This is a genomic window from Gibbsiella greigii (genome assembly GCF_039540155.1).
GTDB classification, from domain to species: Bacteria; Pseudomonadota; Gammaproteobacteria; order Enterobacterales; family Enterobacteriaceae; genus Gibbsiella; species Gibbsiella quercinecans.
In genome coordinates this window covers 82,965-99,469 of the sequence record NZ_BAABEM010000008.1, presented here as the reverse complement: position 1 = coordinate 99,469, position 16,505 = coordinate 82,965, and the positions used below count along the sequence as shown (strand labels likewise).

Here is a 16,505-nt window from a genome sequence, read left to right as displayed (position 1 = left end):
GGGTGCCTCTTCCGTTGGCCTTTAGGCGCTTCGCCTGGCGGCGCGCTGAGCGATTTTGGCACGGGCGATCGGCAGCAGTTCTTTGCCGTATTCCTGGGCGTCGTTGAGCGGATCGAAACCGCGGATCAGGAAGTTGCGCACCCCCAGATCGTAGTAATCGAGCAGGGCGTCGGCCACTTGTTCCGGGGTGCCCACCAGCGCAGTGGAGTTGTGCCCGCCGCCGAAGAGCCTGGCGATGCCGGTCCACAGGCGTTTATCCACCACTTCGCCCTGCGCCACGGTTTTCAGCAGGCGCTGAGCGCCCACGCTGTTAGGCTTGTTCTTATAGCCAACGCCGGTTTTCTCGGCATGCTCGGTGGCGACATGCAGGATCTCTTTGGCCTTTTCCCAGGCCTGCGTTTCGGTGGCGGCGATAATCGGCCGGAATGACACGCTGAAATCGATTTGGCGCTGGTGTTTGGCCGCTTCGGCCCGCACGCGCTGGATGGTTTCCTGGGTTTGCGCCAGCGATTCGCCCCACAGGGCAAATACGTCGGCGTGCTTACCGGCCACGGCGATCGCTGCGTCTGACGAGCCGCCGAAAAAGATCGGGATATGGGGTTTTTGCAGCGGTTTTATCGCCGAAAAGGCCTGCTCGACCTGGTAGAAATCGTTATGGGCATCGAACGGCCGTTCCTGGGTCCAGACCTTGCGCACAATGTCTAAAAACGCGTCGGTGCGGGCATAGCGCTGATCGTGATCGAGGTAGTCGCCGTCGCGGCGTTGCTCTGCGTCGTTGCCGCCGCTAATGATATGCACCGCCAGGCGGCCGCCCAGCAGGTGTTCCAGGGTGGCGAATTTGCGCGCCGCCAGGGTCGGCGCGACGAAGCCCGGCCGGTGCGCCAGTAAAAAGTTGATTTTCTGCGTGGAAAGCCCGGCCAATGCCGTGACCAGAAAACCGTCGGGTTGATCGGACCAATGGCCGACCAGCAGCCGGTCGAAACCGGCGGCCTCGTGGGTTTGCGCAAAGCGCACAATGTAGTCGCGGTCAAATATCGGGCCTGCCGGGGGAATGATTTCCGAAGACAGACGGTGGCCAATCATGCCTAAAAATTGGACGCTCATTAGAACTCCTTGCCAGGACGCGTTATAGGGTTTGGCTGCCGGCCAAATGTTTGGCGATAAGCAGCGTGGTTTTTATACCCTATACGCGATGTTCTAATGATTTAAATGCATTTTTATCATATCTTAATATGCATAAAGTTAATTATGATAATAATTTTTTATTTTTCATGCAATTAACTACGAAGCTCTTGTGCAATCTTCTCGGCAAAAAAGGTGGTGGGCCGTTGCAGGTTACCCAGCCCCGGGCTGCTGACCTGCCACAGTTGCACTTTCGGCTGGAAGTCGGCCAGCTCAACAATGGCGATTTCGCCCTGGTGCAGGCTGTGGGTTAACGCGGCTCTGGGCACCAGCCCAAGCCCCAACCCTTGTGCCACCAGGCTAATTTGCAATTGGGCGCCGGCGGTTTCCACGTTGATTTTCAACCTCAGCCCCTGCGCCTGCAGATCGCGGTTTAAGCCGGCGCGCAGGCCGCAACCGTCGGGGTTCAATACCCAGCCGAGGTGGGCGCAGCCGCTGAGGCGGGTGGCGTTGAGGTTAAGGCTTTTGCCGGCGATCACCACCACCTCCAGCGGGCACAGCGCCTTTGCCACCAGGCTGTCATCGAAGCTTTGCTGCGCCGGCCCCATGGCGAGCAGGCTATCCAGCTCAACGTTTTCCAGGCGTTTGATCAACTGCCCGCCCCAGCCACAGACCACCTGCGGGCGCAACTGCGGGTAATGTTCGCCTAGCGCCACCAGCGCCGGCCGCAAGGCGATTTCACTCAGGCTTTGCGGGATGCCCAGGCGCAGCAGTCCGCTTGGTTCCGCATCCTGATTAAGCAGGCTTTCCAGCCGTTTGGTTTCGCGTTTGATCGTCAGGCACTGTTCATAGACGCGGTGGCCGATGGCCGTCAGTTTAAGTGGTTTGGTTTGGCGATCCAGCAGCGTGGCGCCCAGGCTTTGTTCAAAGCTTTGCAGGCGGCGGGTCATAGCGGATTGGCTGATGCCAAGGTATTCAGCGGCCTGGTTAAGCGAAGCGAATTGCACCACCGCCAGCAGTGCGTCAATGTCGTCTGTACGCATAGAAACTCTCTTTATGTGTATTTTGCATTTTAGTTTATTACAAAAATGCATTTAAATAATAAAAAGTTCTTTGTTAGCGTGATAGGCACAGCTTCAGACAGGAAAGCCTTATGACAACGCCATTACGCTTAGACCGTTTACGCGGGTTCATCGAACAATTGGCCCAACTGCATCAACAACCGCTGGGCGATGCGGCACGGCTGGAACAGGCGGCACAGTTGCTGGCCGAACTGGTCAAACAGGATGACTGGCTGGCCGAAGAATACGCCCGCTCACACCCTAAACATTATCAGCAGTACCTGCTGCACGTTGATTCCGCCCAGCGCTTTTCCATCGTCAGCTTCGTTTGGGGGCCGGGGCAGGTCACGCCGATCCATGACCACCGCGTATGGGGGCTGATTGGCATGCTGCGCGGCGCTGAAATCAACCAGCGTTATGTGCTAGACAGCCAGGGCGTGCCCCAGCCCGAAGGCGGCGCCGAGCGGTTAACCGCCGGGCAGGTGGCGAAACTGTCCGAACAGGACGGCGATATTCACCAGGTCAGCAATGCGTTTAACGATCGCGTGTCGATCAGCATTCATGTGTATGGCGGCAATATCGGCGCCGTTAAGCGTGCGGTGTATGGCGAAAGTGGCGCGGTGAAGCCTTTTATCTCCGGTTACTCCAACACTCAATTGCCTAATATCTGGGATCTTTCTAAGGAAGTATAAGTATGCCTGCCTTTGTTTACCGTGATTTTTCCACCCTGCGCGCTGCGTTGTTGGCCCGCCAGGAGTTGGCGCTGATCGATGTGCGTGAAGAAGCCGAATTTGCTGAAAGCCACCCGCTGTTTGCCGTGAATATCCCGCTGAGCAAGCTGGAGCTGGAAGCCTACCGGCGTATTCCGCGCCGCAGCACCCCCATTACCGTCTATGACAACGGCGACGGACGGGCCGAACAGGCGGCAAGGCGGCTACAGCAGTTCGGCTATGGTGATGTTGCCCTGCTGGCCGGCGGCCTGGCAGGCTGGCAAGCCGGTGGCGGCGAGCTTTTCCAGGACGTGAACACGCCAAGCAAGGCCTTTGGCGAACTGGTGGAAAGCCGCAAACACACGCCATCGCTGACTGCGCAGCAGGTTAAGGCCCTGATCGATCAGCATGCCGATGTGGTGATCGTCGATGCGCGCCGTTTTGATGAATACCAAACCATGAGTATCCCCACCAGCACCAGCGTGCCGGGGGCGGAGCTGGTGCTGCGGATCAAGGCGCTGGCGCCGGATCCCAATACGCAGGTGATTGTTAACTGCGCTGGGCGCACGCGCAGCATTATCGGTACCCAGTCGTTAATCAACGCCGGCATCAGCAACCCGGTGGCGGCGCTGCGCAACGGTACGATCGGCTGGGGGCTGGCGGGGTTTGCGTTGGAAAGCCAGCAGCAGCGCCGCTATCCGGACGGCGCGGAGAATCTGGCGCAGGCGCAGCAACAGGCGCGGCGGGTGGCGGACGCGGCTGGTGTCCAGCGCATTGACCGCGAGACACTTGGGCTGTGGCGGCAGGATGCGGCGCGCACCACCTATCTGTTCGATGTGCGCAGCCCCGAGGAGTATCGCGCTGGGCATCTGCCAGGCAGTTACAGCGCGCCCGGCGGGCAACTGGTGCAGGAAACGGATCACTATGCCAGCGCGCGCGGCGCCCGCGTGGTGCTGGTGGATGATGATGGCGTGCGCGCCAACATGAGCGCCTCCTGGCTGGCGCAGATGGGCTGGGAGGCGGTAGTAGTGGACGGGCTGACCGCCGCCGACCTTATCGAGCAGGGCGAGCCAGCGGCGCAGCTACCGCCGCCGCCACCGGCGGATGAAATTACCCCGGCGCAGTTGGCCGCCCTGTTAGAGCAGGAAGGTACGGTGCTGCTGGATTTCACCACCAGCGCCAATTACGTTGCGCGCCATATTCCCGGTGCGCATTGGGTTATCCGCTCGCAACTGCCGTTGGCGTTGGAAAACCTGCCGCCGGCCAAACGCTATGTTCTGACCTGCGGCAGCAGCTTGCTGGCGCGCTACGCCGTGCCGGAAGTGGCCGCGCTGACCGGCAAGCCGGTGCAACTGCTTGCCGGCGGCACCCTGGCGTGGATCGCCGAAAACCGCCCGTTAGCAAAGGGCGAAGGGCAGTTGGCCGTGCCGCGCATCGATCGTTATCGCCGCCCGTACGAAGGCACGGACAATCCGCGTGAAGCGATGCAAGCCTATCTTGACTGGGAGTTCGGGCTGGTGGAACAGCTGGCGCGTGATGCAACCCATGGCTTTACCGTGCTCTGAATCACCAGACGATACGCATAATTATCACCGGCAAAGAGGAAAAGTATGGCGCAGTTTTCTGTTTTACTTACGGCCGTGGGGCTGAGCGCCACGTTATTAACGGCATCGCTGGCACAGGGGGCGATCGGCGACGCCAAACTGGTGTTGGGGGATCAGGCACGTGGATTACGCAGCTTGGTCGAGGCCGCCGGCGTGATGAAAGATGCGCCTTATCAGTATCAGTGGGCCAATTTCCAGGGGGCGGCGCCGTTGTTTGAAGCGCAGCGCGCTGATGCCGTGGATACCTCCTATGCCGGGGATTTGCCGGTATTGATGGCGGCGGCGGGCGGGGTGGATTTTAAGCTGATTCAGACCAACGTCGGCTATGGCCAGTCTAACGGGATTATTGTGCCGAAGGATTCACCGTTGCACAGCGTTCAGCAGTTGAAAGGGCAGACGGTGGTGGTTTCCTCGGCGCGTGGCAGCATCTCGCAAAACTTGCTGTACGCGGCGTTGCAGGAAGCCGGCTTGCAGCGGGAAGATGTGCAGATTCAGTTCGTGATGCCCACCGATGCCAGCGCGGCATTCAGCACCGGCAAAGTGGCGGCCTGGGCGGTTTTTGATCCTTATTTGGGCGTTGCGGAGCAAAGCGGTGCGCGCCTGCTGCGCGATGGCCAGGGGTTAACCCCATCGCTTGGTTTCTTAACCGCCACAACGCGCTCGTTGGCCGATCCGGACAAACGTGCGGCCATTAAAGACTTCGCCGAGCGCGTTGCCAAGGCGCGGCAGTGGGCGATCGACCATCCGGCGGAATACGCCAAGGTTTACGCCCAACTGACGCGTTTGCCGCTGGAAACCGCCCGGCACATTGCGGATCGCACGTCAAAGGGCGCGCACAGCGTTAATCAGCAGGACATTAATGTGCTGCAACCGGTGGCCGATCTGTTTTATCAGTTAAAGATTTTGCCGAATCACGTGGATGTTAGTCAGTTGATCGACAAGGAATTTACGCCGGTGAAGTAAATAGCGTACCGGTCGCGGGCTGGGGTGGAACAGGAAACGCCCGTGTTGTAGCGGCCGGAATAATCACTTTATCACCCTTATTATGCCGGCTGAAATGTATTGAATAGCGAGATCTTCTTTTTTTTCTTCTCGGGTTTATTAATAACATGCTTTTACGGACTTGGATATGAGAATAAAAACTGCATATAGAAATAGCTAACAGAAGAATTGCTATTGTCATCATGAACATATTATTGCCTATAATATTGGTATGTGTTTTTTAAATAAAATAAACCCAAGGTAATTCGAACCGCTGCTCAAAAACGCGTTTGCATTTTTGGACAGCGTTAGCGCTGGCCTCGTCGGGGGAGGCCGTATGGTCGAATCACGCGGCAATGCAGCGGCGCGGCCCAAAGATGGGCTGATTAATAAAACCAATACACCTGAAATGTAAAATCTGTTGGGTATAAAATACCTAAAATCCTCTGCGCCTAAAGCCAGGTTATTTTTAATGATCTATGATTACTTGGTTTTAGCCTGCCGTGCTATGGTAACGAATGTTTATAATATGTTAATAGGTCGGTGGGCATATTTTCCTCTGTTTGGCGCAGCCTGCACCATTACTCGGCCCATCAATAGTAAGCAGAACGAATGGCCGGAAAAATGTCTGCTGGCCTCATTGCTTGTCTGTCATCGTCAGAATAAGAAAATTCTCATTTCCCTCTTTTCCCCGCAGAACTTTTGTGTAAATTTCTTATTTTGGCCGCGGCCTTGGTCTTTTATCAGAACGTATCCGTAAAGAGATATTATGAGCCAACCTTTCATTAAGCCTAATAACACACGTTTTTTGCCGTGCTCTGGCCGGCTGTACCAGTTGCAGACTATTGATGCGCAGGGCATCGAACCGGAACAGCGGTTCGAGATCCTGACTGGCAAGCTCAAGCCCTGTGGAATCGATGTTGCTAACAATCGGCGGCCGGAAGCTATCATCGCTTTGCACCATACCATTTCGGGCGTTCATGGGGATTTCTGTTCCACGTTGGGTTCTGTGAACCACACCCAGTTTGATCCACATCAGGCTTATGCCGGCAGCTTGTTTATTTCATTATTCCTGCAAGGCAGCGTAAAGCTAACGGGGAGAAAAGTAACAGAAAATAAAGATATTTTCGCAGGTTCGCTGGCTTTGGCGCTATACGAAAGAAACAGGCCGATTATCTACGATAGCAATAACGTTAAGCAGCTCTACCTTATTCTGCCGTATACGCAAGCGCGCGCGGCGTTTGGCGGTGGCCTTGACGAACTGATATTGCCGCTTGATGCCCATCCGTTGGCGCCATTTATTCGCTCCCAGATGCTGTTGCTGGACGCACATGCAGCACGCCTGGCCACCAAGGCCATCGCCAGCATTCTGGATGGGCTGCACAGTATGGCAATATTAATGCTGGCGGATATTGGTAAGCAACGTGGAAATTACACCGATAAGACCAAGACTTTTATTTATATTGCGGCGAAAAGTTATATTGAGCAGCATTACGCGCGTATGGATTTAACGCCGGATATTATCGCACAGGCGTTACATTGCTCACGTTCCAGTTTGGACCGGGCTTGTCTGGAACAACGTACGTCGGTAATGACATTGCTGCATGAGGTGCGCCTGAATGCGGTCAGACACAAACTGGAAAACAGCGCTGAGGAGCGCATTGAGACAATTGCTTATCAGTGCGGTTTCAGCAACCCCAGCGTATTAAGCAAGCTGTATAAATTACGCTTTGGCTTATCACCAAAAGCCTGGCGCGAAGAATATATAACGCCCATTCCGGCGCGCGCCAATAGCGAACGCTATGCATTGCTGCATTCGCGCTCGGGTTTGATTCAGCATCGCGGCGGGTCATAGCAGGGTGTTGATCCACATCCATAGCGGCAGCGTCGCCATCGACAGTAGCGTCGTCAGGCAAATGGCCGAACTGGTTATCTGGCTGTCTTGCTGCGATCGCGAGAACCCCAGCACGTTGACGCCGGAAGGGTTGGCGGCCATCAGCACCAATACCCCACGCGGCAGGCCACTAATGCCCAGCAGCATACATACCAGCAGGACCAGCAGCGGCATGGCGGCCAGCTTGGCGGCGGTGATGCCGACCACATAGGCGTTGGGGCGCAGCCGATAGCCGGAGAGGTTGGCGCCGAGGACGATCAGCGCGCAGGGCAACGCCGCCTGCGCCAGCCAGGTCGCCAGTTTCATACTCCAGCCTGGCAACACCAGGCCGGACAAATTAACCACCGTACCCAACAGCAGCCCGACGATCATCGGGTTGGCGAGGCTGGCGATCAGTACCGCCGGTTTAAAAGGCTCGCTGCCGGCAAGGCAGCTATACAGGCTTTGAAAGCTAAACAGCAGCAGGCTATGGACGGCCAGTACGGTAAACAGCAACACCAGCCCGGCGTTGCCATACAGCCCGGCCACCATGGCCAGGCCGATCAGGGCATTGTTGGAAAAAGAAGCCGTCAGGCCGAACGGAGTAGGGTGGCCCAGGCTGCGATGGGTGAACAGATTGACCACGGTGAAAATAAACAGCGCGGGCACGAAGTAGGCCGCCAGGATCCTGGTGTCCAGGCCGTCGTGCAGCGGCGCGTTAACCATCCCGGTGAACAGAACCATCGGCATAAACAGCTTAAAGGCCAGGCCAGCCAACGCTTTGTTGGCATGGGTATCCAGCGCCCCGCGGCGAGCAAGAATATATCCCAGCATGATCAGCAGAAAGACGGGCAGAATGGTTTGCGACACGCTCACAGTAACAGGCTCCGATAAAACACTGGCGAACGCTATTATTACCGGAGCCGCTCGCCGCTGTCAGCGCAATTTTCTCTGTGTTATCCCCCCTGGCATACTAATTGCTAACACCCTATAACCTGGTGTTAAGCGTATCTGGTGGTGCGCCCGCCGTTTATTCCTGGGAGGTGAAATCGAATGCAGTTGCTTAATCTGCGTCAGATTGAGGTATTTCGCGCGGTCATGATAACCGGTTCGATCAACGGCGCCGCGCAACTACTGTATGTATCGCAGCCCGCGGTCAGCCGCATGCTGTCCCACACCGAGGCACGTATCGGCTTCCAGTTGTTTGAACGGGTTAAGGGGCGGCTATATCCTTCGCCGGAGGCGCGCTGCCTGTTTAATGACGTTGAGTCGGTGTATCGCGATATCCAGCGGGTCAATACCACGCTGCACAATCTGGTGCAGCAGCGCCACGGCGTGCTGCGCATCGCCAGTAGCCCCAGTCTGGGGCATCAATTGGTGCCGGACGCCATCGGTGCTTTCCGGCAGTGCAACGAAGAGATCCTCGTCAGCCTGGAGTGCCTGCGGCATATGCTGCTGCGCGAACGGTTACTTGAGCAGCAGGCAGACCTCGGTATTTCGCTGTTCCCGATTGATCACCCCAATTTGCGCGTCGTTCCGTTGAGCTATATCCGGGTGAGGGTGGTGTGCCCGGCGGGCCATCCGATTACGCAAGTCTCGGCCGACGAATTGCCTGCCGCGCTGGCGGAGATGCCGTTTATCGGTTATTCCGCCGATACCCCGTTCCACCACTTTATGAAACAGGTTTTCGAACGGGTGGGTTTGCCTTACCGGGCGAGCATTGATGTCGATTCCCCGCACCACGCCTGTGCGCTGGTGAAAAACGGCACCGGCTTTTCGGTGGTTGATGAGATCTCCTTCCGGGCATCGGGTGCCGAGCGTATGGCGGTCCTGCCGATACTTAATGAAGAGCGCCTGACTATCAGCCTGGTGCACCGGCGCAATGAACCGCTGGCGCAATTTGCGCAGGTGTTTGTCGAGCATCTGCGCAACGTGTTGGCCGAGAGCGGTTTTAACCTGTTCAACATGGATTAACTTCATGTTAAGCCAGCGCGACATATTGGTATACGACATGCGGCGCTGAACTTCCCACAATGGCCCTATGCAATGCAAAAGGGTTGCCGACACCGGGTCGGCCTTGTGGAGGAAGCGTGCATGCGCGAAATCGTAATTGGCGGTGCTCAGTTGGGCGCGATCCAGAAAAGCGACTCAAGAGAGTGTGTGGTCCAGCGGATGCTGGCGTTGCTGGAACAGGCGCGGCGGCAAGGGTGCGAGCTGGTGGTGTTCCCCGAGCTGGCCCTGACGACGTTTTTTCCTCGCTGGTATATGGACGATCAGCGTGAAGTCGACAGTTGGTTTGAGCGCGAAATGCCGAATGACGTCACGCAGCCACTATTCGATTTTTCCCGTGAGCACGGCATCGCCATCACCTTTGGTTACGCTGAGCTGACCCCCGATGGTCACCATTACAACACCTCAATCGTTACCGATCGCCAGGGCAATATCGTCGGCAAATACCGCAAGGTGCACCTGCCGGGGCATGTCGAGTTCGATCCCCATCGTGATTTTCAGCATTTGGAAAAGCGCTATTTCGAACCGGGTGATATTGGTTTCCCAACCTGGGAAAACCTGGGGGCGGTAATGGGCATGTGCATCTGTAACGATCGCCGCTGGCCAGAAACCTATCGGGTCATGGGTTTGCAGGGGGTGGAGTTGATCACGCTGGGCTACAACACCCCTTCGGTCAACTCATTGCAACGCGGCGAAGGCGAAACGCAACGGCTGTTCCATTCCGAGCTCTGCATGCAGGCCGGCGCTTACCAGAATGCCACCTGGGTGGTCGGGGTTGCAAAGGCCGGCGTAGAGGATGGTTTTCCGCTAATGGGGGGCAGCGTGATTGTCGATCCTAACGGGTTTGTGGTGGCCAGAGCGAATGGGCAGGGCGATGAGCTGATTACCCACCGTTGCGATATGGATATGTGCCAGTTTGGCAAAAGCACCATCTTCGACTTTGCCCGCCACCGGCGCATCGAACACTACGGCATTATCACCCGCCAGACCGGCGTTGAACGCCCGTAACCCGGAGATATCGCGTTATGCGTACCTTATACCTGAATGGTGAATTCATTGCTGAAAACGAAGCGAAGATTTCGGTTTTTGACCGTGGCTTCACCTTTGCCGACGCCATCTATGAGGTAACGGCCGTACTGCAAGGCAAACTGCTGGATATTGAGTTGCATCTGGCCCGCCTGCGGCGCTCGCTGTATGAAATGGCGTTGACGTTGACGATGGATAACGATGCGTTATTGGCTGTCCATCAGGCGTTGATCGCCCGTAACCAACTGCAGGAGGGGCTGATCTACCTGCAGGTGAGCCGTGGCGTTGAAGACCGCAACTTTGCTTTTCCGCCGGCCGGTACGCCGCCGACGCTAGTGCTCTACACCCAGGCCAAAAATATCCTCGCCAGCCCGCTGGCCGAGCAGGGGATGAACATTATCAGCCTGCCGGACTTACGCTGGGGGCGTTGCGACATTAAAACAACGCAGCTGCTGTACGCCTGCCTGGCTAAAGAGCAGGCCAGGCAATGCGGCGCTGATGATGCCTGGTTGGTGAAAGACGGGTTGATCACCGAAGGCACGTCCAACAATGCGTTTATTGTCAGCCGTGATGGCGCAGTGATCACGCGTGAACTGTCGCATGTTCTGCTGCCCGGCATCACCCGGGGCGCCCTGATTGCGCTGCTTAATCAACAGGGTTTGCGTCTTGAAACGCGGGCCTACACGTTGGATGAAGCAAAAGGCGCCGCAGAAGCCTTTATTACTTCCTCCACCTCATTTATCTACCCGGTGGTGAGTATCGACGGCCAGCCTGTCGGCGACGGTAAGCCTGGCCCAGTGACCCGGCGTTTACGCCAGCTTTATATCGATCGTGCGTTGGCGCTAACCAGCTGACGGCGGCAGGCCGCGGTTTCTGGTGCCCAGCGTTGTCACATTACATTGCACACACCGCAACGCCCAACTGCCGGGGTTGCTATTTACTGGAGTGTTAACGTGAAACTATATCCGTCCCGTTGTTTGATCGCTTGTCTGTTGTCTCTCGGCGTGAGCACCGCGTTCATCGCCCCATCCGCGTTGGCGGCGGAGAAAACCTTGCATGCGGTGATGTCATCTTCATTGCGCGTGCTGGATCCGATCGCCACCACGGCGCAAATCACCCGTAACCACGGCTACATGATTTACGACACCCTGATTGGTATGGACGAGAAGCTGGAGCCGAGGGCGCAAATGGCGGACTGGACCCTTTCGCCGGATGGCCTGACCTACACCTTCACCTTGCGTGACGGGCTGCTATGGCACGACGGCAAACCGGTGACCGCCACCGATTGCGTAGCCTCCCTCAAACGCTGGGCGCGCTACGATGTCGGCGGTCAATTGATGATGAAGTATACCGACAGCATTACCGCCACTGACGACAAAACCATCACGCTGAAGCTGGCGAAACCGTTCGGTTACGTGCTGCAACTGCTGGCGAAGCCTTCGTCGGTGGCGGCGTTTATGATGCCGGAACGCGTTGCGAATACCCCCGATGGCAAAATGATCACCGACTACACAGGCTCCGGTCCGTTCAAGTTTGTCGCCGGGGAATTCGATCCCGGCAATCGCGTGGTTTATGAAAAATTCCAGCAATACGTGCCGCGCAAAGAGCCGGCCAGCGGCACTGCGGGCGGCAAAGTGGTGAAGGTTGATCGTGTTGAATGGATCAACATGCCGGACCGGATGACGGCCATCAACGCATTATCCTCTGGCGACATCGACTTTATCGAACAGTTGCCCATCGATCTTTTGCCGATGGTGCAGGCCGATCCAAACCTTAAGTCCGGCACCTTGAGCAAGCTGGGGGCGATGACCGGCGGCCGGATGAATTTTCTCTACCCGCCGTTTAATAATCCGGATATCCGCCGCGCCGCTTTGTTGGCGATGAACCAGAAGGATGTGCTCGACGCATTGGTCGGCAACCCGCAGTACTTCAAGCTGTGCGCATCGGTATTCGGCTGCGGCACCGCGCTGGAAAGCCAGGCTGGCGGTGAAACGCTGCTGAACGGCGGCGATGTTGAAGCGGCGAAGGCGCTGCTGAAGAAGGCCGGTTATGATGGCACGCCGGTGGTGATCATGCAGCCGACCGACGTACCGAGCCAGGCGTCGCAACCGGTGGTGGCGGCGCAGGCACTGCGCAAGGCGGGTTTCAAGGTCGATTTGCAGCCGATGGACTGGCAGACCCTGGTGTCGCGGCGCGCCAACCCGAACCCACCGTCACAGGGCGGTTGGAGCCTGTTCTTCACCTACTGGAATGCCGAAACGATCTGGAACCCGGTGGTCAATCCGATGCTCGATGGCGGCGGGCGACAGGGGGCGTGGTTTGGCTGGCCGACCGATCCGCAGATGAATCAGCTTAAGATCGATTTTGCGACCGCGACCGATCCGGCCAGGCAGAAAGACATCGCCATCGAGATCCAAAAGCGCGCGATGGCGCAGGTCAGCTACATTCCGCTGGGCCAGTTCTATGATGTGGCCGCGTGGAGCAGCCATATCAGCCATTTGATGACCGGCCCGTCCACGGTGTTCTGGAACGTTGAGAAAAGCGACTAGTTACCGGGCAAATACACCTTTCGGAGGTTCCTGTGGTTGGTTACTTTATTCGCCGCGTGCTGGCGGCCATTCCGGTGATGCTGGTGGTGGCGCTGTTTGTTTTCCTGTTGCTGCGGCTGTCGCCGGGCGATCCGGCGGCGATTATTGCCGGTGATATGGCGACCCCACAGCAACTGGCCGCGATTCGTGAAAGTCTGGGATTGAACCAGCCGTTGTATCAACAGTTTTTCGTCTGGATCGCGCAACTGTTGCGGGGCGATTTCGGCACTTCCCTGATGGCCCAGACGCCGGTTATCACCATGATTGGTCAGCGTCTGGAGCCGACGCTGAGCCTGGCGCTGGTCGCGATTACTTTCACCATCCTGATTTCGGTGCCGTTGGGGGTACTGGCGGCGTGGAAGCATGGCACCTGGATCGACAATCTGGTGATGTCGTCATCTGTGCTGGGGTTCTCGATACCGGTGTTTGTGATTGGTTATCTGTTGAGCACGTTGTTTGCCATCGAACTGAAATGGTTGCCGGTACAAGGATTTCGCAGCATCTCCCAGGGGGCCTGGCCGTTCACGCAACGCATTATCTTGCCGGCATTGACGCTGTCTTCGGTCTATATCGCGCTGGTGGCGCGTATGACCCGTGCCAGCGTGCTGGAGGTGTTGGGGGAAGACTACATTCGTACCGCCCGCGCCAAAGGGTTGCCGGAGATCCATGTGCTGTTCCGCCATGCGCTGCGTAATTCTATGATTCCGATTCTGACGGTGATCGGTACCGGTTTTGCACTGATGATCTCCGGCGTGGTGGTGACCGAAAGCGTATTTAATATCCCGGGGCTGGGGCGGCTGATCGTTGATGCGGTGCTGGCGCGCGACTACCCGGTTATCCAGGGCATGATCCTGCTGACCAGCGGCGTCTATGTCATCATCAATCTGCTGATCGATCTGTCGTACGCGCTGAGCGATCCGCGTATTCGTTATTAGGGGGGCATGGCATGAGCAAACCTGTTTCAGCGATTTTGCCGGCACCCCGCTGCCGGCTGATCAAACTGCCGTGTATACCGCTGATGCCGGCCATTGCGCTGGTGATGCTGGCGCTGATCGTCGGGATGGCGATATTTGCGCCCTGGATCGCCAATCACGATCCGCAGGCGCTGGCGCCGGCGTTTCGCCTCCGGCCGCCCGGCGAGGCATTTTGGCTGGGCACCGACGCCTATGGGCGCGATCTGTTTTCGCGCATTGTTTACGGCGCGCGTATCTCATTGATTGTCGGGCTGGGCGTTACGGCCATGAGCGTGCTGATAGGCCTGCCATTGGGGCTGTTGGCGGGCTATTTTCGCGGCGTGGACGCCGTGTTGATGCGGGTGATGGATGGCCTGATGGCGATCCCGGGCATCCTGTTGGCCATTGCCATCGTCTCGTTGAGCAGCGCCGGTATCTGGACGGTGATGGTAGCGATCATGATCCCGGAAATCCCCCAGGTTGTTCGCCTGGTGCGCTCGCGGGTACTGTCGGCGCGTGAAGAGCCCTACGTTGAAGCCGCGATACTCAGCGGGACGTCGACCTTCAAGGTGCTTACACGGCATCTGATGCCCAACACGCTGGCGCCATTGATTGTGCAAAGTACCTATATCTGCGCCTCTGCGATCCTGACGGAAGCGATTCTGTCGTTCCTTGGCGCGGGGATTGGCACTGAAATCCCGACCTGGGGCAACATTATTTCCGAAGGCCGCGTCTACTTCCAGCTTAAGCCTTCGCTGGTGCTGTGGCCGGGGCTGGTTCTCTCATTGTGTATTTTGTCGATTAACCTGCTGGGGGATAGGGTGAGCGATGCGCTTGATCCGCGGCTGAATAAAAGGGGGAGAGCATGAGTGGACAGCATGACGTTATCCTGCATGTCGATGGCCTGTCGGTGAACACCGCGCAAGGCGTGCCGATTTTGCAGGACATCTCCTTCAGTATCCGCGCCGGGGAAACACTTTGCCTGGTCGGTGAAAGCGGTTCAGGCAAATCGGTCACCTCGCTGGCGACGCTTGGCTTGCTGCCGAAAGGCGCGCTCGGGGTAGTTGGCGGGCGTATTCTGCTGGATGGCGAAGACGTGTTGCAGGTCACCAATGGGCGGCTGAAGGCGCTGCGCGGCAGCCATATGGCGATGATTTTCCAAGAGCCGATGACCGCGCTTAATCCGGTGCTGACCGTGGGGCGGCAGATAGATGAAGTGCTGCAAACGCACACCGATCTCGGCGCTGCGCAACGTCATGCGCGTGTGCTGGACGCCCTCGCGCAGGTGCATTTGCCGGATATCGCCCGTGTTTATGACGCCTATCCGCACCAGCTTAGCGGCGGCCAGCGGCAGCGCATTATGATCGCCATGGCGCTGGTGCTCGAACCCCGGCTGCTGATCGCGGATGAACCGACGACCGCGCTTGATGTCACCACCCAGCAGCAAATCCTCAAACTGATCCGCGAACTCCAGCAAAAACACGGTACGGCAGTGTTATTTATCACCCACGATATGGGTGTGGTGGTGGACATCGCCGACCGCGTCTGCGTGATGCGCAAGGGCAATATCGTCGAAGCCGGCGCCTTGCGGCAAGTGCTGTCGCAGCCGTGCGAGGACTATACCAAAGCCCTGTTGGCAGCGGTGCCGAGCCTGGCGCCAAGACCGGTGCGCCCGGCGATCAGCGCGCAGGTGGTGCTTGATGTTGTTGAACTGGGGAAAGTTTATCCGTCTAAAGGCGGCGCTCTGTGCTGGTTCGGCAAGCGGCACAAGGGCACCCGTGCGTTGCATGATGTGACCTTCAGCCTTAAACGTGGCCGCACGCTGGGGATTGTCGGCGAAAGCGGTTCTGGTAAATCGACGATGGCGCGTTGTGTGATGCGCCTGCTGACGCCTGACGAGGGCGCGGTACGTATTACCGGCAATGATATCTCCGAACTGTCGCCCGCCGGGCTTAAACCGCACCGCAAACGTATCCAGATGATCTTCCAGGATCCGAACCGTTCCCTCAATCCGCGCATCAGCATTGGCAAAAGTTTAGTGGAAGGCCCGATGAACCACGGCGCCTCCTTTGCCCAGGCCTGGGCGAAGGGGCAAAAATTGCTGGAGTTGGTTGGGCTGCCGGCCGACGCCATTGACCGTTATCCACACCAGTTTTCCGGCGGGCAACGGCAGCGTATCGCCATTGCCCGGGCGCTGGCGATGGAGCCTGATGTGATCGTCGCCGATGAAGCCGTGTCGGCACTCGACGTCTCGGTACAAGCACAAGTGCTGCAACTGCTTAATGATATTCAGCAGCGGCTGGCCGTCGCCATTTTATTTATCACCCATGATCTTCGGGTAGCGGCGCAGTTGTGCGACGACGTGCTGGTGATGCGGTATGGTGAGGTGATCGAGTATGGAGCGGCAGCCGACGTGCTGGTATCACCACAGCATCCCTATACGCAACAGCTGATGGACGCGGTGCCCGGAAAAAGCTGGGACTTCGCCGCAGGCAGGAGATCTGACTGCGGCATTTGATTGACGGCCCGGCAATATCACGGCCGGTGTGTGGCCGGGTAAGGGGAAACAGCTGAATG

The 16,505-nt window shown here is 57.6% G+C and carries 14 protein-coding genes; 11 read left to right on the top strand and 3 right to left on the bottom strand.

The window, feature by feature from the left end:
* Positions 1-21 precede the first annotated feature (21 nt).
* Positions 22-1,104 (bottom strand): LLM class flavin-dependent oxidoreductase, encoded by a 1,083-nt coding sequence (locus tag AC559G_RS08880; RefSeq protein WP_498912269.1) that lies wholly within the window; start codon positions 1,102-1,104, stop codon positions 22-24.
* A gap of 173 nt (positions 1,105-1,277) precedes the next feature.
* Positions 1,278-2,165, bottom strand: a complete 888-nt coding sequence (locus tag AC559G_RS08875; RefSeq protein WP_498912268.1) for a LysR family transcriptional regulator — start codon at positions 2,163-2,165, stop codon at positions 1,278-1,280.
* Positions 2,166-2,275: 110 nt separating this feature from the next.
* Between AC559G_RS08875 and AC559G_RS08870 the strand changes: the two genes are divergently transcribed.
* The 4 genes from AC559G_RS08870 to AC559G_RS08855 all read left to right on the top strand — a co-directional run bounded on the left by AC559G_RS08870 (position 2,276) and on the right by AC559G_RS08855 (position 7,333).
* Complete coding sequence (locus tag AC559G_RS08870; RefSeq protein WP_498912267.1) at positions 2,276-2,875, top strand: cysteine dioxygenase family protein; 600 nt, start codon at positions 2,276-2,278, stop codon at positions 2,873-2,875.
* Positions 2,876-2,877: 2 nt separating this feature from the next.
* Complete coding sequence (locus AC559G_RS08865) at positions 2,878-4,458, top strand: rhodanese homology domain-containing protein (protein WP_498912266.1); 1,581 nt, start codon at positions 2,878-2,880, stop codon at positions 4,456-4,458.
* Between the two features lie 45 nt (positions 4,459-4,503).
* Positions 4,504-5,460, top strand: coding sequence for an ABC transporter substrate-binding protein (locus tag AC559G_RS08860; protein WP_498912265.1), 957 nt, complete (start codon positions 4,504-4,506; stop codon positions 5,458-5,460).
* A gap of 787 nt (positions 5,461-6,247) precedes the next feature.
* Positions 6,248-7,333, top strand: coding sequence for an AraC family transcriptional regulator (locus AC559G_RS08855; protein ID WP_498912264.1), 1,086 nt, complete (start codon positions 6,248-6,250; stop codon positions 7,331-7,333).
* On the opposite strand, the gene AC559G_RS08850 is transcribed toward AC559G_RS08855, so the two are convergent.
* A complete protein-coding gene (locus tag AC559G_RS08850; protein WP_498912263.1) occupies positions 7,328-8,227 on the bottom strand; it encodes an AEC family transporter in 900 nt (299 codons plus the stop codon). The two genes, AC559G_RS08855 and AC559G_RS08850, sit on opposite strands and share 6 nt — an antisense overlap.
* Before the next feature lie 177 nt (positions 8,228-8,404).
* Between AC559G_RS08850 and AC559G_RS08845 the strand changes: the two genes are divergently transcribed.
* The 7 genes from AC559G_RS08845 (at position 8,405) to AC559G_RS08815 (ending at position 16,446) form a co-directional block, all read left to right on the top strand.
* Positions 8,405-9,325, top strand: a complete 921-nt coding sequence (locus tag AC559G_RS08845; RefSeq protein ID WP_498912262.1) for a LysR family transcriptional regulator — start codon at positions 8,405-8,407, stop codon at positions 9,323-9,325.
* Between the two features lie 120 nt (positions 9,326-9,445).
* Positions 9,446-10,369, top strand: coding sequence for an N-carbamoyl-D-amino-acid hydrolase (locus AC559G_RS08840; RefSeq protein ID WP_498912261.1), 924 nt, complete (start codon positions 9,446-9,448; stop codon positions 10,367-10,369).
* Positions 10,370-10,386: 17 nt separating this feature from the next.
* Entirely contained in the window at positions 10,387-11,241 is an 855-nt protein-coding gene (locus AC559G_RS08835; protein ID WP_498912260.1) for an aminotransferase class IV, read from the top strand.
* Positions 11,242-11,340: 99 nt separating this feature from the next.
* Positions 11,341-12,936 (top strand): ABC transporter substrate-binding protein, encoded by a 1,596-nt coding sequence (locus tag AC559G_RS08830; RefSeq protein ID WP_498912259.1) that lies wholly within the window; start codon positions 11,341-11,343, stop codon positions 12,934-12,936.
* Between the two features lie 32 nt (positions 12,937-12,968).
* Complete coding sequence (locus tag AC559G_RS08825) at positions 12,969-13,910, top strand: ABC transporter permease (RefSeq protein WP_498912258.1); 942 nt, start codon at positions 12,969-12,971, stop codon at positions 13,908-13,910.
* 11 nt (positions 13,911-13,921) lie between these two features.
* The gene (locus tag AC559G_RS08820) at positions 13,922-14,797 is read left to right on the top strand and encodes an ABC transporter permease (RefSeq protein WP_498912257.1); all 876 of its coding nucleotides are present in this window, start codon (positions 13,922-13,924) and stop codon (positions 14,795-14,797) included.
* Positions 14,794-16,446: an ABC transporter ATP-binding protein gene (locus tag AC559G_RS08815; RefSeq protein WP_498912256.1), complete on the top strand. Its 1,653-nt coding sequence runs from the start codon at positions 14,794-14,796 to the stop codon at positions 16,444-16,446. Before AC559G_RS08820 ends, AC559G_RS08815 begins: the two co-directional genes overlap by 4 nt.
* Positions 16,447-16,505: the final 59 nt, after the last annotated feature.

What these genes read in the sequence shown, in the direction of transcription:
- AC559G_RS08880 (WP_498912269.1), bottom strand. Translation starts at nt 1,104, where the DNA reads ATGAGCGTCCAATTTTTAGGCATGATTGGCCACCGTCTGTCTTCGGAA.
- AC559G_RS08875 (WP_498912268.1), bottom strand. Translation starts at nt 2,165, where the DNA reads ATGCGTACAGACGACATTGACGCACTGCTGGCGGTGGTGCAATTCGCT.
- AC559G_RS08870 (WP_498912267.1), top strand. Translation starts at nt 2,276, where the DNA reads ATGACAACGCCATTACGCTTAGACCGTTTACGCGGGTTCATCGAACAA.
- AC559G_RS08865 (WP_498912266.1), top strand. Translation starts at nt 2,878, where the DNA reads ATGCCTGCCTTTGTTTACCGTGATTTTTCCACCCTGCGCGCTGCGTTG.
- AC559G_RS08860 (WP_498912265.1), top strand. Translation starts at nt 4,504, where the DNA reads ATGGCGCAGTTTTCTGTTTTACTTACGGCCGTGGGGCTGAGCGCCACG.
- AC559G_RS08855 (WP_498912264.1), top strand. Translation starts at nt 6,248, where the DNA reads ATGAGCCAACCTTTCATTAAGCCTAATAACACACGTTTTTTGCCGTGC.
- AC559G_RS08845 (WP_498912262.1), top strand. Translation starts at nt 8,405, where the DNA reads ATGCAGTTGCTTAATCTGCGTCAGATTGAGGTATTTCGCGCGGTCATG.
- AC559G_RS08840 (WP_498912261.1), top strand. Translation starts at nt 9,446, where the DNA reads ATGCGCGAAATCGTAATTGGCGGTGCTCAGTTGGGCGCGATCCAGAAA.
- AC559G_RS08835 (WP_498912260.1), top strand. Translation starts at nt 10,387, where the DNA reads ATGCGTACCTTATACCTGAATGGTGAATTCATTGCTGAAAACGAAGCG.
- AC559G_RS08820 (WP_498912257.1), top strand. Translation starts at nt 13,922, where the DNA reads ATGAGCAAACCTGTTTCAGCGATTTTGCCGGCACCCCGCTGCCGGCTG.
- AC559G_RS08815 (WP_498912256.1), top strand. Translation starts at nt 14,794, where the DNA reads ATGAGTGGACAGCATGACGTTATCCTGCATGTCGATGGCCTGTCGGTG.